The 21804-nt window shown below is 68.2% G+C and carries 19 protein-coding genes and 1 pseudogene; 11 read left to right on the top strand and 9 right to left on the bottom strand.

From position 1 onward, the window contains the following. Positions 1-2: 2 nt before the first annotated feature. The 3 genes from OJF58_RS02380 to OJF58_RS02370 all read left to right on the top strand — a co-directional run bounded on the left by OJF58_RS02380 (position 3) and on the right by OJF58_RS02370 (position 3570). Positions 3-398 carry a DUF1801 domain-containing protein gene (locus OJF58_RS02380; RefSeq protein ID WP_300781471.1) on the top strand — a complete coding sequence of 132 codons (396 nt, stop codon included), beginning with the start codon at positions 3-5 and terminating at the stop codon, positions 396-398. Positions 399-490: 92 nt separating this feature from the next. After that, complete coding sequence (locus OJF58_RS02375; RefSeq protein ID WP_300781470.1) at positions 491-3334, top strand: nitrate reductase; 2844 nt, start codon at positions 491-493, stop codon at positions 3332-3334. A gap of 23 nt (positions 3335-3357) precedes the next feature. After that, a complete protein-coding gene (locus OJF58_RS02370) occupies positions 3358-3570 on the top strand; it encodes a DUF2945 domain-containing protein (protein ID WP_300781469.1) in 213 nt (70 codons plus the stop codon). A gap of 32 nt (positions 3571-3602) precedes the next feature. Here OJF58_RS02370 and OJF58_RS02365 read toward each other — a convergent pair whose 3' ends face one another. The 4 genes from OJF58_RS02365 to OJF58_RS02350 form a co-directional block, all read right to left on the bottom strand. Beyond that, positions 3603-4409: a family 1 encapsulin nanocompartment shell protein gene (locus tag OJF58_RS02365; RefSeq protein ID WP_300781468.1), complete on the bottom strand. Its 807-nt coding sequence runs from the start codon at positions 4407-4409 to the stop codon at positions 3603-3605. Beyond that, positions 4402-5436 carry a Dyp-type peroxidase gene (locus tag OJF58_RS02360; protein ID WP_300781467.1) on the bottom strand — a complete coding sequence of 345 codons (1035 nt, stop codon included), beginning with the start codon at positions 5434-5436 and terminating at the stop codon, positions 4402-4404. The genes OJF58_RS02365 and OJF58_RS02360 overlap by 8 nt, the downstream gene beginning before the upstream one ends. Positions 5437-5529: 93 nt before the next feature. Further along, a complete protein-coding gene (locus OJF58_RS02355; RefSeq protein ID WP_300781466.1) occupies positions 5530-6921 on the bottom strand; it encodes an amidase in 1392 nt (463 codons plus the stop codon). Between the two features lie 96 nt (positions 6922-7017). Continuing rightward, complete coding sequence (locus OJF58_RS02350; protein ID WP_300781465.1) at positions 7018-8910, bottom strand: serine/threonine-protein kinase; 1893 nt, start codon at positions 8908-8910, stop codon at positions 7018-7020. A gap of 180 nt (positions 8911-9090) precedes the next feature. Here OJF58_RS02350 and OJF58_RS02345 point away from each other — a divergent pair, with 180 nt between their 5' ends. From OJF58_RS02345 to OJF58_RS02325, 5 genes are all read left to right on the top strand, one after another. Then, positions 9091-9966 (top strand): class I SAM-dependent methyltransferase, encoded by an 876-nt coding sequence (locus OJF58_RS02345; RefSeq protein ID WP_300781464.1) that lies wholly within the window; start codon positions 9091-9093, stop codon positions 9964-9966. 170 nt (positions 9967-10136) lie between these two features. Continuing rightward, positions 10137-11165, top strand: a complete 1029-nt coding sequence (locus OJF58_RS02340) for an SWIM zinc finger family protein (protein ID WP_300781463.1) — start codon at positions 10137-10139, stop codon at positions 11163-11165. A 92-nt stretch (positions 11166-11257) separates the two neighbouring features. Further along, positions 11258-11806 (top strand): hypothetical protein, encoded by a 549-nt coding sequence (locus OJF58_RS02335; RefSeq protein WP_300781462.1) that lies wholly within the window; start codon positions 11258-11260, stop codon positions 11804-11806. Positions 11807-11828: 22 nt separating this feature from the next. Further along, positions 11829-12161, top strand: coding sequence for a hypothetical protein (locus OJF58_RS02330; protein WP_300781461.1), 333 nt, complete (start codon positions 11829-11831; stop codon positions 12159-12161). A gap of 65 nt (positions 12162-12226) precedes the next feature. Further along, positions 12227-13051 carry an alpha/beta hydrolase gene (locus OJF58_RS02325; RefSeq protein WP_300781460.1) on the top strand — a complete coding sequence of 275 codons (825 nt, stop codon included), beginning with the start codon at positions 12227-12229 and terminating at the stop codon, positions 13049-13051. A 9-nt stretch (positions 13052-13060) separates the two neighbouring features. Here OJF58_RS02325 and OJF58_RS02320 read toward each other — a convergent pair whose 3' ends face one another. Further along, positions 13061-13993: a GlxA family transcriptional regulator gene (locus OJF58_RS02320; protein ID WP_300781459.1), complete on the bottom strand. Its 933-nt coding sequence runs from the start codon at positions 13991-13993 to the stop codon at positions 13061-13063. A gap of 97 nt (positions 13994-14090) precedes the next feature. Between OJF58_RS02320 and OJF58_RS02315 the strand changes: the two genes are divergently transcribed. Together OJF58_RS02315 and OJF58_RS02310 are read left to right on the top strand one after the other, a co-directional pair. Continuing rightward, entirely contained in the window at positions 14091-15257 is a 1167-nt protein-coding gene (locus OJF58_RS02315; RefSeq protein ID WP_300781458.1) for a DJ-1/PfpI family protein, read from the top strand. After that, positions 15254-16485, top strand: a pseudogene (locus tag OJF58_RS02310) (flavin-dependent oxidoreductase). The gene OJF58_RS02315 and the pseudogene OJF58_RS02310 overlap by 4 nt, the downstream one beginning before the upstream one ends. Here OJF58_RS02310 and OJF58_RS02305 read toward each other — a convergent pair. From OJF58_RS02305 to ilvD, 4 genes are all read right to left on the bottom strand, one after another. Next, complete coding sequence (locus OJF58_RS02305) at positions 16486-17970, bottom strand: MFS transporter (protein WP_300781457.1); 1485 nt, start codon at positions 17968-17970, stop codon at positions 16486-16488. It lies immediately after the preceding pseudogene. Between the two features lie 103 nt (positions 17971-18073). Beyond that, positions 18074-18508, bottom strand: coding sequence for a type II toxin-antitoxin system VapC family toxin (locus OJF58_RS02300; protein WP_300781456.1), 435 nt, complete (start codon positions 18506-18508; stop codon positions 18074-18076). Next, positions 18508-18807: a hypothetical protein gene (locus OJF58_RS02295; RefSeq protein ID WP_300785143.1), complete on the bottom strand. Its 300-nt coding sequence runs from the start codon at positions 18805-18807 to the stop codon at positions 18508-18510. Before OJF58_RS02295 ends, OJF58_RS02300 begins: the two co-directional genes overlap by 1 nt. A gap of 47 nt (positions 18808-18854) precedes the next feature. Next, positions 18855-20717 carry a dihydroxy-acid dehydratase gene (gene ilvD / locus OJF58_RS02290; RefSeq protein ID WP_300781455.1) on the bottom strand — a complete coding sequence of 621 codons (1863 nt, stop codon included), beginning with the start codon at positions 20715-20717 and terminating at the stop codon, positions 18855-18857. Between the two features lie 98 nt (positions 20718-20815). On the opposite strand from ilvD, the gene OJF58_RS02285 reads away from it, so the two are divergent. Next, the gene (locus OJF58_RS02285; RefSeq protein ID WP_300781454.1) at positions 20816-21751 is read left to right on the top strand and encodes a LysR family transcriptional regulator; all 936 of its coding nucleotides are present in this window, start codon (positions 20816-20818) and stop codon (positions 21749-21751) included. Positions 21752-21804: the final 53 nt, after the last annotated feature.

Below are 21804 nucleotides of genomic sequence, written 5' to 3'. Positions count from 1 at the left end.
GCATGAAGAAGAGCGCGCCGCAGAAGGGCAAGTCTGCTTCCGAGCTGATAGATGCGAGAATCGAGGAGCTGGGCGACTGGCGCGGCGAGATGCTGGGCCGGCTGCGTGCCCTGGTGAAGGAAGCCGATCCCGAGGTCGTCGAGGAGTGGAAGTGGCGAGGGGTGCCGGTGTGGTCGCACGCCGGCATAATCTGCACCGGCGAGACCTACAAGAACGCCGTGAAGATGACCTTCGCCAAGGGCGCTTCGCTGGAGGATCCTTCGCGCCTCTTCAACGCCAGCCTCGACGGCAACACGAGGCGCGCCATCGATTTCCACGAAGGCGACAAGATCGACGCGCGGGCGTTGAAGGCCCTCGTCCGCGCCGCCGTGGCCCTGAACAGGTCCAAAGCGCGATGAATGCGCCTTTCGGCGCACCCCCGACATCGGTTTGGACACTATCCCCTGTTCGCGCGATGCTGACGCCGCCGGGCCAGATCAGGGAGCGCGACATGTCCACGACACGTGACAGCATCGCCGACATCTGGGGGCCGCGCACACCGCATGCGGGCCCGAGCTGGCCGGTCCGGGTGGACCAGAACGTGGACGAGGATCCGGACCGTTGGGTCCAGGCTGCCTGCTTCCTGTGCTCGAACGGCTGCGGGATGGATGTCGGCGTCAAGGACGACCGGCCGGGCGGCCGCATCGTCGGCGTGCGCGGGCGGGGGACGGACGTGGTCAATCGCGGCCGTCTCGGCCCCAAGGGGCTCTATGGCTGGGTCGCCAATGCCAGCCCCGATCGACTGACCTATCCGCTGATCCGGCGCGGCGACCGGCTCGAGCGCGCGAGCTGGGACGAGACGATGGAGCTGATCGTCCGTCGCATGAAGGATGCGAAGGAGAACTATACGGCGGGATCGATCGGCTTCTACAGCTCGGGGCAGCTCTTCGCCGAAGAGAACTACACGCTGAGCGTGATCGGGAAGGCGGGCATCGGTACGCTGCATATCGACGGCAACACCCGGCTGTGCACGGCGACGGCGGGCGCCGCCCTGAAGGAGTCGTTCGGTGCCGACGGGCAGCCCGGCGCCTACGAGGATATCGACGTCACCGACTGCTTTCTCCTGGTCGGCCACGACATGGCGGCGACCGCCACCGTGCTGTGGGCGCGGGTGCTCGACCGCAGGCGCTCGGCCGCGCCGTCGCGCATGATCGCGATCGATCCCCGGCGCACGGCGACGGCGGCCGAGGCCGATCTCCACATAAAGCCGCGGCTCGGCACCAATGTCGCCGTAATGAACGGTCTGATCCGGCAATTGATCGAGCAGGGTCACGCCGACCGTGCCTTCATCGACGCGCACACCCTCGGCTTCGACGAGCTGGCCCGCACCGTGGCCGGCTATACGCCCGAACGGGTCGCCGAGATCGCGCACATACCCGCCGACCAGCTCCGGCAGGCCGCCGACATGCTCGGCCGGTCGAGGATGCTGCTGACGAGCTGCCTGCAGGGCGTCTACCAGTCGAACCAGGGCACGGCCGCGGCCGTGCAGGTCAACAATGTGAACCTGGTGCTGGGCCGCATGGGCCGGCCGGGCTGCGGCATCCTGCAGATGAACGGCCAGCCCACCGCCCAGAACAATCGCGAGACCGGGGCGGGCGGCGATCTGCCGGGCTTTCGCAACTTCGACAATCCGCGCCATATCGAGGAGATCGCAACGCTGTGGAACGTGGATCCGGCCACCTTGCCGAACTGGGGCCCGCCGACCCACGCGCTGCAGATCTTCCACTATGCCGAGACCGGCTCGATCAAGGTGCTGTGGATCGTCGGCACCAACCCGGCCGTCTCCATCCCGAACCTCGACCGGCTGCGCGCGATCCTGCGCCGGCAGGGCGTGTTCGTGATCGTGCAGGACGCCTTCATGACCGAGACGGCGGAGATGGCCGACGTGGTGCTGCCCGCCGCGATCTGGGGCGAGAAGACCGGGTGCTCGACCAATGTGAGCCGCGTCGTCCACCTCAACCGCAAGGCTGTCGAGCCGCCGGGCGAGGCGAGGTCCGATCTCGACATCTTCCTCGACTTCGCACGCCGCATGGACTTCCGTGACAAGGACGGCGCGCCGCTGATCAAGTGGACCGATCCGGAGGGCGCGTTCAATGCCTGGCGCGAATGCACGCGAGGCCGGCCCTGCGACTACTCGGGCCTTTCCTACGCGAAGCTCGGCGGGGGATCCGGCATTTCGTGGCCGGCCAACGACAAGCATCCGGACGGTTCGGTTCGCTACTACGCCGATCTCCGGTTCGCCACCGACCCCGACTATTGCGAGAGCTACGGCCACGATCTGCTCACGGGGGCGGAGATAAAGGCGGATGCGTACCGCGCGAAGGCGCCCAACGGCCGGGCCTTGCTGCGCCCCGTCGAATACGTTCCCCCGACCGAGGAGCCGGACGACGAGTATCCCTTCTTCCTGACGACCGGGCGCGTGGTCTACCACTTCCACACCCGCACCAAGACCGGACGGTCCAAGGCGCTGCGGGAGGCCGCGCCCGACGCCTTCGTGCAGGTGAGCGAGGACGATGCGCGCCGCCTCGGCATCACGGAGGGAGAGATGGTGCGGGTCACCTCCCGCCGCGGCGTTGCCGAAGCGCCGGCGCGGATCGGCAACATCGAGCCGGGCACGCTCTTCATGCCGTTCCACTACGGCTATTGGGACGATCCCGGCCGGCCACGCGCCGCCAACGAGCTCACCCTGTACGAGTGGGATCCGGTCAGCAAGCAGCCGCATTTCAAATATGCCGCCGTGAGGTTGGAGAAGGTCGAAGGGGCGTCGCTGCCTCAGCCGGACGAGGCCAAGCACGAGGAGGCCGGGGCAGACGACGGCCGCGCAAGCGAGCGGCGGCCGCACCTCGCCGACTATATCGGCCTGCTGCTGGCGAGCGAGGAGCGCCTGGTCCGCGGTTGGGAGAAGCTGTGCCGCGTCCATGCGACCACGCCCGACATCGGCCCGCAGAGCACGCTGTTCATGACCTGGTCGCGTGAGAACGCGAAGGTCGTCCGCACCCATGTGACGAGATACGGCGAGCGGCGAGAGGGGGAGCCGGAGGCGCTCGACCAGGCCTTGCTGATCGGCCGGCCGCCCACCGCCTTCGGATTGCTGCGCGACCTGCAGGATCTGTGGCTGATGGTGAACGAAAGCACGATATCGGCCGCCGTGTTACTTCAGGGCGCTCGTGCGCTCGGCGATCGCGATCTGGAGAAGGATCTTCAAGGCATCGAGGCGCGGAACGAACGTCAGCGTCTCTGGTTGCTGACCCGCATCAAGCAGGCCGCGCCGCAGACGCTGGCCGTGCCGTCCTAAGCGAACGAGCGGAGGTTCACGAGATGGCCAGGAAATTCCGAATCGGCGACCATGTAAGATGGAATTCCGAGGCAGGCCGGGTGGCGGGGACGATCATCGCCGTCCACACCAGGGATTTTCTCTACAAGGGCCACGTGCATCACGCCTCGGAGGAGGACCCGCAGTACGAGATCAAGAGCGACAAGACCGACCACGTCGCGGCCCACAAGGGCAGTGCCCTCGAGCATGCCGGTTGAAGCGTGCGCGGTCGTATGGATGCGACCGACGTCTATTTCTTCGCAGGCGTCAGCGCCACGGCCGCTTCCGCGGTCAGCATGAGGAAGGTGAAGGTCTCCTGCAGGTACAGCCGGACGACCGCATCGGTGTGGCTCAGGTAGCCGATCGAGATATCCTGTCCGATAGCGAGCTGGAAATCGCCGCCGCGGGTGGTGAGCACCACGCCTCCCGCGATGGCCGGCGCCCACACGACCTTTCCGTCCACGAGACGCCGGATATGTTCGAGGACAGGATACCCTTCGTCGCTCCCTCCGGCGACGGCAGTGTATGCCTCCGCGCCCAGCAGGAGGGTGTAGGGGCCATCGACGCCGGCGAGGCGCAACGCGCTCAGCGCCCGCGCGACCGCCTCGGGGTACTTCGCCACATCGGCCGGGAGCGTCACGGCCGCGTTGCTGGCGCCTTGGCGGATTCCCTCGATCCCGGCGGCGGCGTACCCGTCGAAGACGGCGCGATCCTCGGCGAAGGCGATCTTGCGTGCGGCATCCTTCAATGGCGCCCAGTCCGAATCCATTGCGCCGCGTTCCACGTCGTCGATCGCCTGGCGCGTCAGCTCGAAGGGAACGCGCAATTCGACGATCGCCTTCACCTCGCGCTGCGCCGCCTGGATGCCGTCGCCCGGCGTCGCGATTTGCCGCAGATGGCCGGTGCCCGTCGCCGGAAAGTCGAAGCCCTTCGGGCCCTGCACATCCACGACGCGCCGCGCCGCCAGGTGGCGCTTCAGGGTGCGGGACGCCTCCTCCTCGATCTGATCCCAGGCGGCCTTGGAGATCGGGGCGAGTTCCCGATGGAGATTATTCATGTTCTGCCTCTTCTTTCAGCGAGCCGATGCCGAGTGAACCGTCGGGCGGAGACGGTTGCGATTGGGACTCGGCCTCGGCGGCCGACGGAGCCGCCACTCCGGCGGCGACCTCCTCCAGGAAGGTCGCCGACGGCACGAAGAACAGCGTGCCGGTGACGGCGCGGCTGAAATCGAGGAGTCGGTCGTAGTTGCCGGGCGGCCGGCCGACGAACATGTTCACCAGCATCTGCTCGATCCTGTGCGGCGAGCGGGCATAGCCGATGAAGTAGGTGCCGTATTCGCCCTTGCCGACGTCGCCGAACGGCATGTTGTCGCGCACGATCTCGAGCTGCTTCCCGTCTTCGGTGATCGTGGTCAGGGCGTTGTGCGCCGAGGTCGGCTTCACGGCATCGTCCAGTTCGATGTCGGACAGTTTGGTTCGGCCCATGATCTTCTCTTGCTGCTCGACGGGCAGTGCATTCCACCCCTTCAGGTCATGGAGATATTTCTGCACGATTACGTAGCTGCCGCCGGCGAACGTGGCGTCCTCGTCGCCGATGACAGTGGCCTCGACCGCGGCGGCATCAACGGGGTTCTCCGTGCCGTCGACGAAGCCGAGCAGATCGCGTTCGTCGAAGTAGGTGAAGCCGTGCACCTCATCCACGGCGGAGACCGCCTCGCCGAGCCGCGACATGATCTGCGTCGCCAGTTCGAAGCAGAGATCCATCCGTATGGCGCGGATATGAAAGAGGATGTCGCCCGGGGTCGCCGGGGCATGATGCTGGCCGCGGATTTCGCGGAAGGGATGCAATTCCTTCGGCTTCGGCGCTCCGAACAGCCGATCCCAGGCGTCGGAGCCGAATGCCATGACACACGACAGCCGCCCCTCGAGGTCGCGGAAGCCCACCGCGCGCAGAAGGGCCGGCAGATCGCCGCACATGGCCCGCGCGGCCGCATCGCATGCCGGACCCTCGTTCAACGTCACGACGAGAAAAATAGCGGCGCGCGTGAGCGGCGCGACGACCGGTTGCGGAATCGCGGAAGGCACGCGCGTCGCTCCTTGCTGTCTGCTCGAGGCCACCCTACCCGGCAGCCGTCGAAGAGTAAATTTGCCTGTCGGCAGGCATCTGGCGTCGCCTCTTCAGGCCTCGGCAACGACCCGCTTCACATGCTCGCTGACCCAGCGTGCGAGACCGGTCACTCGGGCGTCCTCGTGCTGCTGGCCCACGAGCTGCACGCCGACCGGCAGGCCGCCGACGCTCATCAGCGGCATCGTCACGGCCGGCGCGAACAGCATCGAGGACGGCGCGTTGAACACGAAGTCGCCGGTGGGTCGCGGCGCCAGCGGCTGTCCCGGCACGTCGCCCGACCAGATCGGCGCGGGGCCGGGGCAGGAGAGCGTGATCGCGGCGTCGGCCAGCGGTGCGACCGCGGCGTGTGCGAGTTGCGCCTGCTGGCGGGCGAGCAGGTTGATGCGGTAGTCGTCCGGCGTCATCGCCTCGGCCTTGGCGATCGTCGCCTTGGCACGGGCGCTGAGGCCGTCGGGCGCGGCGTCGAGCAGGCCGCGCTGGTACCAGCGGTTCTCCCAGCTCGTGATGCCGTTGCACACGGCGCGGCCGTTGGCGATCGCCTTCTCCAGCGCCTCGACGAACGGATGGTCGCGGCGGCGGATCAGGGTGATGCCGACCGCCTCGAGCTGGCGCAGCACCTGGGCGAATCCTGCCTTGGTCGCCTCGTCGAGGTCGGGCCAGCCTTCGGTCTCGAGCACGATCAGCCGGTCGGGCTTGATCGCGGCAGGAAGCGAGTCGGGACCCATCAGGCCGACCGACCCGCGATCGCCGCCGCAACGCTTGGCCGCCTCGATCGCGACCTGCCACATGTCCTCGAGACAGCCGGCATGCGGACCATGCGTGCTCTGGCTGGTGGCGAGTCGCTCGCCGCGATTGATGCCGCCCTGGGTGGGCTTGAGCGCAAAGTTGCCGCAATAGGCGGCCGGCCGGATGATCGAGCCGCCGACCTGGGTGCCGATCGCCGCGGGCACCATGTTGGCTCCGACGGCGGCCGCGGAGCCCGAGGACGAGCCGCCCGGGGTTCGTCTGGGATCGAACGGATTGGTGGTGGGCCCGGGGTGCGCGCCGCCGAGCTCGGCCGTCACCGTCTTGGCGAGGATCACCGCACCAGCCTGGCGCAACGCCCAGACCGCCGCATTGTCGCGCTTGGGGAAGTTCCCCTTCATCGCCGCGCAGCCCATCTCGGTGGGCATGTCCCTGGTCTCGAGCAGATCCTTGATGGCGATCGGCATGCCGTCGATCGGCGAGAGCGGCTTGCCGGCCTTCCAGCGAGCGGCGCTCGCATCGGCGGCGGCGCGCGCGCCAGCCTCGTTGATGGCGGTGAAGGCCTTCACCACCGGCTCGCGTTGCGCGATGGTCTCCAGGCCACGCTCCAGGTAGGCGCGCGGGCTGTCGTTGCCGTCGGTGAAGCGGCGGGCGGCATCGTGGAAGGTGAGGGGCTTGTAGTCGGCGTAAGCGATCATGGCCGATACGGTAGCATGATCAGCCTCCATATGGGGGCGAAGGGCCGCACGCGTTCCGCGCTTCGATCACTCACGCGGTTCGCGCCATGGCCGGCGCTATCTCGTGGTCCCTGCTGCGCCCTGCTGCTGAAGGGCCGTGAGCTGCGTGTCCGTCAGGTAGCCGGTCGGCGGCAGACCCTGGGCCCTCTGCCAGGTCGTGATCATCCGTCGGGTGATCGGCCCGAAATGACCCGTCCTGGGAACGTCGTGGCCGAGCGCCGTCAGGGCCGCCTGCACCTTCCTGCGATCCTGGTCCGACAGGTTCAGGGCGGCCTCGGCCCGCGGTGCTTCGAGCTTGGTCCGCTCCATGGCGTACAGGGCGGTGAGCTGGGAGGCGTCCAGGAATCCCGTCTCCGGCAATCCCTGCGCCTTCTGCCAGGCCGCGATCATTTTGCGGCTGATCGGCCCGAAGTAGCCCGTTGTCGGAACGTCGTGGCCCAGCGCCGTCAAAGCCGCCTGCACCCGCTTGCGGTCGCCCTCGGAGAGGTCAAGAGCGGCCTCCGTCTTCGGTCCGCTTTCCGTCGCTGCCGCTGCCGCCGGACCTTCCGCGCGGTGGAGGTCGACGGCCGCTTCACGCCGGAGGGCCTCCTCCACGGCAGTGTGACCTTGCCTTTCGGCTGCCTCGCGTGCCGACTCGATCTCGGCGGCCTGCTGCTTGTGGTACGCCTCCCGAGCCTCGGCCTCGCGGCGTGCCGCCTCGGCGGCAAGCTTGTCCTCGGCAGCCTTCGGGTCGGCCGCCGGGGCTTCGGTCCCGCCGATCCGCAGTGCCGCCGCCTCGATCGCGGTATGCGCCGCGACCGGCTGGCGGGACGCGACGGCGTCTCGGGACGGCTGCGGTTGCAGCGCGGCGGCAACGGAGCGATGCGCGGCATCGGCCGTCTCGATGGAAGGGGCTGCGAGCCTCAGCGCGCCATCCGCCACCACGGCGGCCATCATCAGTGCTGCCGGCACCCCGATCCAGAGCCCCATGCCGTGTCTCGCTCGCGCCAGGGGCGAGAGGAACGACGGGCCGCGCATCACGAAGCTGGCCTGCTCGTCGAGCGGTCCCGACGGCGGCAGGATTGCTCTCCAGTCGGCGATCGATTGCGGCCGTTCGCCGGGCGCCATCTTCAGTCCCGCATCGAGGCCGATCAGCAGGCCGGGAGTGAATCCAGCCGGCATCAACTGGGCCAGCGGCTGGCAGGAATCGCCCAGCATGCGATCGAAGACGCCGGGCGGCGGGCCACCGGTGACCGCATGATAGAGGGTTGCAGAGAGACCATAGATGTCGGTCCACGGTCCCTTCCTGGCGGAGGCGAACTGCTCGGGCGCGGCGTAGTCCAGCGTGGAGGCAGCGGCCGTCGCGGCCATGCGGCCGGCCATCGCCGCGCGCGCGCCGCCGAAGTCGATCAGCGTCGGATTGCCTCTCGGGTCGACGATGATGTTCGCCGGCTTGATGTCGTGGTGCAGGAGGCCCGCCGCATGAATTGCCTCCAGGCCCTCGAGCAGCGAGGAAAGAATCCGGTCGATGGTCGAGGGCGACAGACGATTGTCACGCAGCAAACGCCGGCGAAGCGTCTCGCCCTGGACCAACTCCATGACCATGTAGGCGGTGCCATTGGCCTCGAACAGATCGTCGACGCGCACGATGGCCGGGACATGGCCGAGCTTGGCGAGCGTGCGGGCTTCGCCGAGGAAGCGTTCGCGTCCCCAGACGAAAGGCTCGGACAGCTCGGCCGAGCGCGGCACGACGTTCATCCCGCCATCATGCAAGGCAAGCGACAGCGGCAGATATTCTTTGATGGCCACCTTGCAATCGAGGGTCGTGTCGCGCGCGAGATAGGTGACGCCGAATACGCCCTGGCCGAGAACCGAAATTATCTCGTAGTCGTGCAACCGCGCGCCGGCCGGCAGCACGCCGCGCACTTCCTTGGTGAGATCCTTCCCCGACTTGATGTCGATGCCCGGCACCAGGTCCCCCGGCCGGTTGGAATGCCCGCCGCGCTTGAAACAATCGGACGGCGAGGTTGTCTATATATTAGCCGATACGACCGAGGCGAAACAGGAGAGAGAATGGTGAGTGGCTCTGAAACAATCTCCTCGATCGATGGCCGGGCTGACCGGGCAACAGGAAGGATGGACGAGGGAGTCATGCCGAACAGAGCCATGCCGGACAAGGAAAGCGCGCAGCCGGACAGCACGGCGGTCCGGGTCGCCTTGTGGCGTGCCCTGCACACCGAGGTCGATCCGCCGCCGCATGTGATCGAGGACGAGATCGGCCTCGCGCTCGCGGCGCCGGAAGAGGGCTGGCGCCACCGCCCCGACATGGATCCGCACTTCACCCGCCCGTTCCGCGCCTCCATCGTGGCCCGCGCGCGCTTCATCGAGGATCTCGTCGCCCAACAGGCGGACCGTGGCGTCGATCAGTACGTCCTGCTCGGCGCAGGCCTCGACACCTTTGTCCAGCGGCGGCCGCAGATCGCCTCGCGCCTCACCGTGTTCGAGGTCGACCGGCCCGCGCCGCAGGCATGGAAGCGCCAGCGCCTGATCGAGCTCGGCTTCGGCCTTCCGGAAGGGTTGCGGCTGGTGCCTGTCGACTTCGAGACGGGCCAGTCCTGGCGGGAGAAGCTGGCGACGGCCGGGTTCGACGCCGGCAAGCCGGCGACCGTCGCCTCCACGGGCGTCTCGATGTATCTCAGCCGGGAGACGAACCTCGCCACGTTGCGCGAGGTCGCCGCGTTGGCGCCGGGCTCGTTGCTCGTCATGACGTTCCTGTTGCCTTTGGAGCTCGCGGAGCCGGAGGCGCGCCCCGGGCTCGAGCTCGCGGCGAAGGGCGCGCGCGCGAGCGGGACGCCGTTCATCAGCTTCTTCACGCCGACCGAGATGCTGGCCCTGGCCCGTGAAGCGGGCTTCAGGGAAGCCCGGCACGTTTCGGCGGCGGCGCTCGGCCGGCGCTACTTCGCCGGCAGAACGGATGGCCTTCGCCCGCCGAACAATTCGGAGGAGCTGCTCGTGGCGGCGACATAAGCCGACACCCGGCCACGCCGGCCGGGTAATCATCAGCTTTCCACATCCGGTCGACGAGCCCGATAGGACAAGGACGACGAGCGCCGTATCATCGGGCCGCCAACCTCGAAGGCATATGCGATGGCCCAGTACAGGAGAGTCCGGATCGCGCTGCTTCTGCAGCCCCATGCATGAAGGTCAGGGATTCCGGTGGCGAGGGAAAGCCGCGGTTCGACGTCGCGGCATTGCGCAAGCTCGCCGGCGCCAAGGTGTTCGGGCGCGGCGAGGACTACCACGCCGATGGGCAGGTCGAGATCCTCTCCCTGGAGCCCGACCGCGTGCTGGCGCAGGTCGCCGGCAGCGATGACTATCGTACGGTGCTCGTCGGTCGAGGCCGGAAGATCGGCGGCGAGTGCTCGTGTCCTGCCTTCGAGGACTGGGGCTTTTGCAAGCACATGGTGGCGACGGCGCTCGCCGCCAACGAAGTGGGCGACGACGCGGCGGAGAGCAGGGGCGCGCTGGCACGCATCCGGGCCCATCTGAAGGGGAAGGGAACCGATGCCCTGGTCGACCTGATCGTGGATCTCGCCGACCGCGATCCGGTCCTGTTCCGCAAGCTCGACACGGCCGCCGCGACCGTCGATGTCGACGAAAAGACCCTCGAGGCGCGCCTGCGCCGCGCGATCGATCGCGCGACCCGCACCGGCGGATATGTCGACTACAATGCCGCGGCGGATTGGGCGGCGGCGGTAGGGAACGCCCTGGACACTGTGGCGGAGCTCGCCGGCGGAAAACATGCCGGTCTGGCGTTGAGGCTCGCGGAGCATGCCATCGACCGTGTCGAGGCGGCCATCGAGAGCATCGATGATTCCGACGGCGAGGGTGGCGCGCTGCTCGAGCAGGCGCGCGACATCCACCTCGCGGCGTGCTGCGCCATACGGCCCGATCCTGTGGCGCTGGCGCGCGACCTCTTCTCGCGAGAGATGAAAGGCCAATACGATACGTTCTTGCGCGCCGCCGAGACCTACGCCGACGTGCTGGCGACAGCGGATTGGCCGAGTATCGGCGTCTTGCCGTCGAAGCCTGGCAGAAGCTGCCTCGGCGTACGAAGGTCGACGAGGCCGTTGGCTACTATGGGCGACTCGAGGGCATCCTCGATTTCTTCGCCGAGCGCGAGGGCAATCTGGACGAACGCATTGCGCTGCGCGCCAAGGATCTGAGTTCGCCGCAGAGCTACCTGCGGCTGGCCGAGTTCTGCCTGCAGAACGGCCGCAAAGACGAGGCGTTGCGTCACGCCGAGGAAGGACTGTGGGTGTTCGAGGATGACCGGCGGGACGAAGAGCTGGTCCTGTTCGCGGTCGGGCTCCTGTCGAAGGCGGGGCGCAAGGCGGACGCCGAGACCCATCTGTGGCGAGCCTTTGGAAAGGCGCCCAGCCTCGAGCTGTACACGCGGCTGCGCAAGCTCGGCGGCACGGCCGCGCGCGAGCGGGCTCTGACGCTGCTCGAGGCGGGACTGGGTACGGGTGAGGGCGTGCGCTGGCACGGAGCGTCCGATCTCATGATCGGGGTGCTGATTCAGGAAAGGATGTTCGATGCGGCCTGGTCGGCCTTGGAGAAGCATGGCGGTATGCCGCAGCTCCAGCAGGCGCTGGCCGATGCCAGCGCCGCGAGCCATCCTGACAAGGCCCTCGTGGTTTACGCCACGTTGGTCGAGCGGCACATCCAGCTCGGCCAGTACGAAGAGGCGCGCCGGCTGATCGACCGCATGGCCAGACTGCGCGGGGCCGCGCAGCAGGCCGCCTACCTCGCGGAACTCAAGGGCCGGCACCGGCGCAAGCGCAATTTCATGAAGCTGCTGTGAGGGCGTCGCAAGGGTGACGAACATGATGCGCGAACTCAAATGGTCCGCCTCCGAGAAGAAAATTGCACGCCGCGCTTACGAAGCCGCGCTCGAGTCGGCTTTGGCGGGGATCCTGGCCGAGTTCAAAGCGAAGGCCGCGGCGGCGGCGGCTCCTGCCGAGATGTGGGCCATGGAGCACTACCTGCGCGAGCGGCGCCGCGAGATCGACGAGCTGTTCGACTATCGCTACTCGCAGCTTCCTTTGGTCCTGGCCCGGCTCATCTCCGAAGGCTATCTGGAGGAAGCGCAGCTCGCCGGGCTGGCGGAGGACAAGCTGGAGATCGTCCGCACTCATCTCGCGTACATGCGCGAATGAAGAAAGATCCGGCGCGTCGAACGGACTGGCCGCCGCACGAATGAGACACAGGAAGGATCAAGCGCATGCCCACGATCGTCAGCAAGGACGGCACCGAGATTTTCTACAAGGATTGGGGATCGGGACAGCCGATCGTGTTCAGCCACGGCTGGCCGCTCTCGGCCGACGACTGGGACGCCCAGATGGTGTTCTTCCTGCATCACGGCTTTCGCGTCGTCGCCCATGACCGGCGCGGCCATGGCCGCTCCGCCCAGCCCGGCACCGGCCACGACATGGATCACTACGCCGACGATCTCGCCGCCGTGACCGAGCATCTCGACCTCAGGAACGCCGTGCATGTCGGTCATTCCACGGGCGGCGGCGAGGTCGTGCGCTACCTCGCCCGCCACGGCGAAAGCCGCGTGGCGAAGGCGGCGATCGTTGCCGCCGTGCCGCCCCTGATGGTGAAGACGGCGGGCAATCCGGCCGGGTTGCCGAAGGAGGTCTTCGACGGCTTCCAGGCGCAGGTCGCCACCAATCGCGCGCAGTTCTACTACGACGTGCCGGCCGGACCGTTCTACGGCTACAACCGTCCCGGCGCCAAAGCCTCGCAAGGCGTGATCTGGAACTGGTGGCGCCAGGGGATGATGGGCAGCGCCAAGGCGCACTATGACGGGATCGTTGCCTTTTCCCAGACCGACTTCACCGAGGACCTGAGGAAGATCACCGTGCCGGTGCTGGTGATGCACGGCGACGACGACCAGATCGTGCCCTACGCCGATTCGGCGCCGCTCTCGGCCAAGCTCCTGAGGAACGGCACCCTGAAGACCTACAAGGGCTTCCCGCACGGCATGCCCACGACCCAGGCCGACACCATCAACGCCGATCTGCTCGCGTTCATCAGGAGCTGACGGTCCGTCTCATCGGGCTGCCCGTCGCAGCGCCTGCGGCGGCAGGCCGAAGCTGCGGACAAAGGCGCGCCGCATGCGGCCGGCATCGCCGAAGCCGGTCGCCTCGGCGATACGCTCGAGCGGCGCGTGGCCGGTCTCCAGCGCCGTGCGGGCCGTCTCCAGGCGCAGACGTTCCACCGCCTTGGCGGGAGTGGTTCCCGTCTCGGCGACGAAGGCACGGGCGAAATGGCGCGGGCTCATGGCGGCGCGGTCGGCAAGGCGCTCGACGGTGAGCGACTCCGAGAGATGCGCGCGCATCCACTCGATGAGCTGCTCGAACCGGCCCGTGCGGCCGCCCAGCTCGACCAGCGCCGAGAACTGCAACTGGCCGCCGGGCCGACGCTGATGGACGACGAGTTGATGCGCCGTCCGGCGGGAAATCTCCGGGCCAAGGTCGTCCTCGATCAGGGCAAGCGCGAGATCGATGCCGGCGGAAATGCCGGCCGAGGTCCAGACGTCGCCGTCGCGGATGAAGATGCGGTCGGGATCGACCTTCACCTTGGGATAGCGGCGGCTGAAATGGTCGGTATGGGCCCAGTGGGTCGTCGCACGGCGGCCGTCGAGCAGCCCGGCCGCCGCCAGCAGGAACGAGCCCGTGCAGACGCTGGCGACGCGGCGCGCCCGGGTGCGCCGCAGCCAGGCGACGATCTCCTCCGCCGCCGCCACCGAGCGCACGATCTCCCCACCCGACACGATGACGGAGTCGAAGGCGGCTTCCTCGAGCGGCCTGGCGGAAAGCGCCAGTCCGGCCGAGCTCTGCACCGCGCCGCCGCCGGGCGCCAGCAGCGCGAGATCGTAGCTGTCCGGACAGTACTGCTCGGCGAGCTCGAATGCCGCCGTGGGCCCGGCCGCATCGAGAAGCTGGAAGCCCGGATGAATGACGAGGGCGACGGTTCGGACCATGGCAGATTTTGCCTGATTTACGTCATTTGAGACAAGCTGGCGGTCAGTAGGGTGGGCCTCGAGCCGTCCTTGAAATCGGGAACCGAGCCCACCGACAATGCGCAACAGGCTTCTCTTGTGGAGCGGGCTGGCTGCCGTCGTCCTTTGCCTGGCGGCGGGCGCAGGCTGGCTCCTTTCGCTGCCTCCAGCGGCCGCGGCGGTCGCCACCCGACCGATCGCCCAGTCCGAGACCGATGCCGCGATCGCGGCACTGGCGCCACCCGAGCGTGGATCGGGCTGGCGCCGGCGGCCTCTGATCGCAATCGTCGGCATCAACGACGCCACGGAGACCACCGACTACCTGATGCCGTACGGCATCCTGCGCCGCGCCGATGTGGCCGATGTCGTGGCGCTGGCGACGAAGCCGGGGCCGGTGACGCTCTATCCGGCGCTCGAGGTCGAGCCGCAGGCGACGATCGCGGAATTCGACCTCCGGCATCCGGACGGCGCCGATTTCGTGATCGTGCCCGCGATGAGCCGCGACGACGATCCGGCGGCGCTCGCCTGGATCAGGAGCCAGGCGGACAAGGGCGCGATCGTGATCGGCGTCTGCGCCGGCGCCAAAATCGTCGGCAATGCCGGCCTGCTCGAAGGCCGGCGGGCGACCACCCATTGGTACTATCTCGACGAGCTGCGCGAGGAGCATCCGACGATCCGCTACGTGGCGGACCGTCGATTCGTGGTCGACCGCGGCGTCGCGACGACGACGGGCATCTCGGCGTCGATGCCGATGGCGCTCACCCTGATCGCGGCGATCGCCGGGCGCGAGAGGGCCGAGGACACCGCACGGAATCTCGGCCTGGAACAATGGGACGCGCGCCACGACAGCGATGCGTTCCGGTTCACGCGGCCCTTCGCTCTCGCCGTCATCCGCAACACGCTCACCTTCTGGAACCATGAGCAGCTCGGACTCGAGCTCGAGCCCGGCGTCGACGAGGTGTCGCTCGCGCTCGCGGCGGACGCCTGGTCGCGGACCTACCGCTCGCGCGCCGTGACCTTTGCCGGCTCCGCCGATCCGCGACGGAGCCGCAACGGCCTGCGCATCCGGCCGGATCGCGTCGCGGCGGACTGGCCTGCAGCACAGCGCGTTCCGGCGTTCCTGGATCGGCCGCCGGCGCACGCGCTGGACCAGACTCTCGATGCCATAGGTCGCCGCTACGGCAGGTCCACCGCCGACCTCGTCGCCACGCAGCTCGAATACAGGACAAAGGACCGCGAACGATGAAGGCGCTGATCGCGGGTGCCGGCATCGGCGGCCTGGCCACGGCCCTGTTCCTGCGCGAGGCGGGGATCGACGTCGAGGTGTTCGAGCGCGCCGACGCGGTGCGCGAGCTCGGCGTCGGCATCAACATGCTGCCCCATGCGGTCAGGGAGCGCTCGGCCTGATGCCGGATCTCGACGCAGCGGGTATCCGCACGCGCGCGCTGATCTATGCCAACCGCTTCGGCCAGACGGTGTGGCAGGAGCTGCGCGGCATCGATGCCGGATACGACGTACCGCAGATCAGCATCCATCGCGGCAAGTTGCTGGGCCTGATCCACAAGGCGGCGATCCGCCGGCTCGGCAACACCGCGATCCGGACGGGCTGCCGGGTGACGGGCTTCGAGCAGACGCCGGAGGGCGTCTCGGTCTGCCTCGTCGGCCATGACGGATCGGCCTACCGTGCGGAGGGGGATCTGCTGATCGGCGCGGACGGGCTGCATTCGGCCGTCCGGGCCGTTCTCTACCCTCACGAAGGGCCGCCGGTCTGGAGCGGCATCATGCTGTGGCGCGGCGCCACGCCGTGGCCGACATGGCGCGACGGCCGCACGATGGCGATCGCCGGCGGCAATTTCGCGAAGTTCGTCTACTACCCGATCCAGGCCGATGCCGGGCAGCCGGAGATGCCGCTCACCAATTGGGCCGTGATGGCCAGGACCGGCGACTGCGGCGCATCGCCGTTGCGCGCCGGGGACTGGAGCCGGCAAGGGGTTCTGGAGGAGGTGCTGCCGTTCGTGCGCGACCGGTTTCGCCTGCACTTCGTCGATCCGGTCGCGCTCATCCGCGCGACCGACCGCTTCTACGAGTATCCCAACTGCGATCGCGACCCGTTGCCGTGCTGGTCTTCCGGACGGGTCACGCTGCTGGGCGACGCGGCCCATCCGATGTATCCGGTGGGATCGAACGGGGCGAGCCAGGCCATTCTCGACGCCAGGTGCCTCGCGAGGCATCTGCGGGCGGAGCGGTCGGTCGAGGCCGCGCTGTCGGCCTACGATCGCGAGCGCCGGCCCGCGACGTCGGAGATCGTGCTGTCCAATCGCCGCGGCGGTCCGGAGGCGGTCATCGATATGGTCGAGGCCCGCGCCCCCGATGGATTCGACGATATCGACGCGATTGCTTCGCACGAGGAGCGCAGGCGCGTGGTGCGCGGCTACGCCTCGCTGGCGGGATTTGCCCGGCCGAGCTCCTCCTGATCAGGTGCGCGCCAGCCATTGCGGCAGCCGGACGACGCGCAGAAGGCCCGCTGCGCTCGACAGGCTGTGCACCGACCGCCGCGCCTCGAGGAACAGATGGCGCAGCAGCAGTCGGTCCGTCGTGCCGGCCGGCTCCTCGACGAAGGACAGCCGGTGGAGGGAATAGAGGCCGGCGACGCAGGCGATGCCGAAGAAGAAGGTCCAGGAGTGGAAATCGAGCACCTGCAGCGTGACGTCCTCGCCGCCGCCTTTCCAGGTGAAGGCGAGCGTGAGCTGATGCGAGGCGAAATAGTCCGCGAACAGGCCACCCAGGATCGGCGCCACCGCCGTGCAGCCCGCCGTGATCACGCTGTTGGCGGCGAGGTAGGCGGTCGCCTGTCCGGCCGGCGACAGCTTCATCGCGATATTGCCGGAGGTGAGCCCGACGCCCGCCGTCGACACGCCCATCAGGATATGGACGCCGATCAGGAAATAGAACAGCGCCGGCTGTATCCAGCCGAGGCCGGTGAAGGTCCAGGCCAGGATGCAGACCAGGAACAGCGGTGACGCGATCCCCAGCACCGCCTTGTTGCTGAAGCGGTCGATCAGCGTGCCCCATACCCCGAGCGCCAGGATGTTGCTGAGCTGGCTCGCGATCGTGAGGCCGAGGATCGATGTCAGGGAATAGTCGAGCGTCTTCAGCATGTAGATGGCGAAGAAGGGCGCGGCGAGGTTGACGGCGAAATTCCACGACGACAGGAAGACGAGCAGGCGCCGGAAGTTAGCATCGCGCAGCGGCGCCAGGAGCAGCGCGATCGGATGGGCCACTTTCTCGACCGGCGCCATCGGCCGGTCCGGCGTGATGCGCAGCAGATAGACACCGAGGAAGCCGATCAGGGCGCTGAGCGCGAACAGGATCGTGTAGCCCGCCGCGGCATTGTCCGGGACATGTTTCTTCCAGGTGTCGAGCAGGACGCTGCCGACGAGCGCCAGCACGATGGAGACGGCGGTGGTCGCCATGGTGCGCCGGCCGAAGAAGCGGCCGAACTGCGATGCCGGCACGAGATCGCGCATCCACGAGTTCCAGGCGCAGCCGCCGATCGCGGCCATGCCCTGGTAGATCGCGAGCGACACGATCAGGGTCACGACGCCCGCGGTGGTGGGCAGCAGCGGCGCCACGGCCGCGGCCAGCAGGAAGGCGCGGCCCGTGCCGGCGGCCCACACGCAGATGTCCCTGCGGACGCGCAGGCGCTCGACCAGCAGCGTGGCGGGAATCTGCAGGAGCTGCACGAAGAACGGCACCGCCGCCAGCACGCCGATGGCGAGGTTGTCGGCGCCGAGCGCGACCGCGAATCCCGCCAGGAAGACGCCCGTGGTCAGCGTCCCCATCGCCTCGCTGGCGATGGCATCGTACAGGATCAGGCGCAGCGTGCGCTGCTCTTCGGCGTCGTCCGCCGACGCCTCGCCGCCCGTGGCATCTTGGTTGTCGATCTCGCTGTCCGGCATCTCGTCTCTTCTCAGATCGCTTCGAGGAAAACGCCCGGGAGCATCAACGGTGCCCGAAGATATCGCCGATCGGTGAGCGGGCCAGCCTGACGCGAGCCATTTCCTATCGTCCGATCGCTCCCCGTAGCGGATTGAGAACTTCGATTCCGTCGAAGTCCTTCTCGTTGTCGGTTACGACTATGCAATCGTGAGCCTCGGCGACGGCCGCAATGATCGTGTCGAGCGCACTCCGCGGTCGGCCTTTGGACTTGCCCTCGGCCATCAGACGCGCCCAAACGAGGCCAGCGCGTTCATCGAACGGCAGGATACGGCCGGCAAACAATGCCTGCGGTCCGTCCGGTCCGGAGAACCAGGTCTCGAGCTGGTCGCGCCGTTTCCCGGCAGGCTTTTCGAGCACGCCGCGGCGAATCTCGGCGATGGTCAGGGACGCGATGAACAAGTCCTCGTCGTTCTGCTCCGCGAGCCAGGCGAGAAGGATTTCTGGAGGCGATGGCTTGACGACGTTGCTGATGATGTCGGTGTCGAGAAGGTATCGCATCAAATGCCGACCTTGCGGCCCCCCAGTCGGGGACGCGTCAGGTCGAGGTCGGCGCCAACCAGAGGCGAGCGGCGGAGCGCAGCCAATATGCCTCCCTTCTCGGGTGGTTCGCCCGTCATGGATTGACGGACGGCCGCCCGCAGCCGCGAGGCTTCAGGGCCGTCCTCGGCGAGGCGGCGCGCGATCGATCGGATGAGATCCCGATCTGCGTCGCGGCCCAACACTTCGAAGCGGGCCAAGCCGCGCTTGCCGAGACGAGATCGGTAATTCCGGATAGCGCGCTTTTGCGAGATACCCACCATGCTCTCCGGTTATTTCCAGTAATATAGCCGGAGAGCGGGCGCGTTCAAGGCGCGAAACGACGCCGAAGCTGCGATACGTCGCGCACCGCGCCGCGCGAGGCGTTGGAGGTGAGCGCGGCGTAGGCCTGCAGGGCGGGAGAGACGATCCGGCTGCGGTTCGCGGGCTGCCAGGCTCCGTTCCGCCTCGCTTCCATTGCCGCCCGCCGGCGGGCCAGCACCGACTGGTCGACGTCCAGACGAATGGTGCGGCCGGGGATGTCGATCAGGATCGTGTCGCCGGTCTCCACCAGCGCGATCGGTCCGCCTTCTGCCGCCTCGGGCGAAAGGTGGCCGATGGAGAGGCCGGAGCTCCCGCCCGAGAAGCGGCCGTCCGTCACCAGCGCGCAGGCTTTGCCGAGGCCCTTCGATTTCAGGTAGCTGGTCGGATAGAGCATCTCCTGCATGCCCGGCCCGCCTTTGGGCCCTTCGTAGCGGATGACGACAACTTCGCCCGCCTTCACCTCGTTGCAAAGGATGCCGGAGACGGCGTCCTCCTGGCTCTCGTAGACACGCGCCGTGCCGCGGAAGACGAGGATCGATTCGTCGACGCCGGCGGTCTTCACGATGCAGCCCTCCGGCGCGAGGTTCCCCGTGAGGACGGCGAGGCCGCCGTCGCGCGAGAAGGGATGCTCGGCCGAGCGGATCACGCCTGCTTTGCGGTCGATGTCGAGATCGGTCCAGCGCCTGTCCTGGCTGAACGCGACCTGCGTCGGCACGCCACCCGGCGCGGCGCGGAAGAAGCGGCGCACCGCCTCGCTCTCCGTCCGCGCGACGTCCCAATGGGCGAGCGCATCGGCGAGCGTGCGCGAATGCACGGTGGGCAGCGAGGTGTCGATCAGGCCGGCGCGATCGAGCTCGCCCAGGATGGCCATGATGCCGCCGGCGCGGTGCACGTCCTCCATGTGCACATCGTTCTTGGCCGGCGCGACCTTGCAGAGGCAGGGCACGCGGCGCGACAGGCGGTCGATGTCGGCCAGCGTGAAATCGACCTCGGCCTCGCGCGCCGCCGCGAGCAGATGCAGCACGGTGTTGGTCGATCCGCCCATGGCGATGTCGAGGCTCATCGCGTTCTCGAAGGCGGCGAAGGTGGCGATGCCGCGCGGCAGGGCCGACCGATCGTCCTCCTCGTACCAGCGCCGCGCGAGGTCCACGATCAGGTGCCCGGCCTCGCGGAACAGGGCCTCGCGATCGGCGTGCGTTGCCAGCACCGAGCCGTTGCCGGGGAGCGCAAGGCCGAGCGCCTCGGTGAGGCAGTTCATCGAATTGGCGGTGAACATGCCCGAGCAGCTGCCGCAGGTCGGGCAGGCCGAGCGCTCGATCGCCTTCACTTCCTCGTCGGAATAGCGATCGTCGGCGGCGACGACCATCGCGTCGATCAGGTCGAGCGCCATCTCCTTGCCCTTGGCCATGACCTTGCCGGCCTCCATCGGACCGCCGGAGACAAAAACCGTGGGAATGTCGAGCCGCAGTGCCGCCATCAGCATGCCGGGCGTGATCTTGTCGCAATTGGAGATGCAGACGAGTGCGTCGGCGCAATGCGCATTGACCATGTATTCGACGGAATCGGCGATCAGCTCCCGGCTCGGCATGGAATAGAGCATGCCGCCATGGCCCATCGCGATGCCGTCGTCGACCGCGATGGTGTTGAACTCCTTGGCGACGCCGCCCGCCGCCTCGATCTCGCGCGCGACGAGCTGGCCCAGCCCCTTCAGATGGACGTGGCCGGGCACGAACTGCGTGAAGCTGTTGGCGACGGCGACGATCGGCTTGCCGAAATCCTCGTCCTTCATGCCGGTGGCGCGCCACAGGCCGCGCGCGCCCGCCATGTTGCGGCCGTGGGTGGTGGTTCGGGAGCGATAGGGCGGCATGGCGGACCTCCGGACGAAAAGGAGATTCTGGTAGCGCTCTGCCGATCTTTGCGGAAATATATTATTATCGGATAATAAAGTCATAGAAGATATCGAGCATGGACGTGCGCCAGTTCAGGCACTTCGCCGCCGTCGCCGAGACGCTCCACTTCGGACGCGCCGCCGCGATGCTCGGCATGACGCAGCCGCCGCTCAGCCAGTCGATCCTGGCGCTGGAGCAGGAGCTCGGATCGCCGTTGTTCGCCCGAACCAAGCGGAGCGTCGCCCTGACGCCGTTCGGCGCTTCCTGGCTGCCTCACGTCAGGACGGCGCTGGGGTCGCTGAACGCCTTGCCGGCCGTCGCGAAGCGGCTGCGGGAAGGCGTCGCCGGGGAGCTCGCGCTTTCCTTCGTCAGCACTGCCGACTACAGCATTCTGCCGGCCCTGGTCCGCCGCTACGCCGCGCTGTTTCCCGATGTCGAGATCGCGCTCACGGAGGCGACCAGCGACGTGCAGATCGCGGCGCTGCTGGAGGGGAAAGGCCATGCCGGCATCGTCATTCCGCCGCCGGGTGGACGGCTGGCGGAGTCTCTGGACTATCGTCCGCTTCTCGCCGAGCCCTTGATCGCGGCCGTGCCGGCGAGCTGGATCAGGAAGCGACGGCTGTCGCTGGCGCGTGGCCGCCTGCCGTCCCGGGTGGCGGTCGCGGCGCCGCTGATCCTCTTCCCGCGGCGGTCGGCGCCCGCCTTCCACGATCTCGTGACCAGCTACTATGTGAAGCACGGCGGACAGGCGCGGATCGTGCAGGAGGCCGTCCAGATGCAGACGATCATCAGCCTCGTGTCGGCCGGGATGGGCATCGCGCTGGTGCCGGCGTCGCTGCGCAACCTGGCGCGCACCGGGGTCCGCTACGTCGATCTCGCGGGCGAGGCGCCCGTGCTCGAGACGGGCGTCGCGTGGCGGCGCGGCGACGCCACGCCCACGCTTCGGCAGTTCCTCGCAATCGCGCACGAGGAGGTCCGCATTGGACCGTCGGGACCGCCTCGGCGACGGTGAACACGGACCGCTGTGGAAAAATCGCCTCTGAACCGTCGCGAACGCAGCTTCGC

Origin of the sequence: Enhydrobacter sp., from assembly GCF_030246845.1 — a bacterium.
GTDB lineage: Bacteria > Pseudomonadota > Alphaproteobacteria > Reyranellales > Reyranellaceae > Reyranella.
Note: the sequence above shows the minus strand (reverse complement) of the source record. Positions and strands in the feature narration are given on the sequence as shown.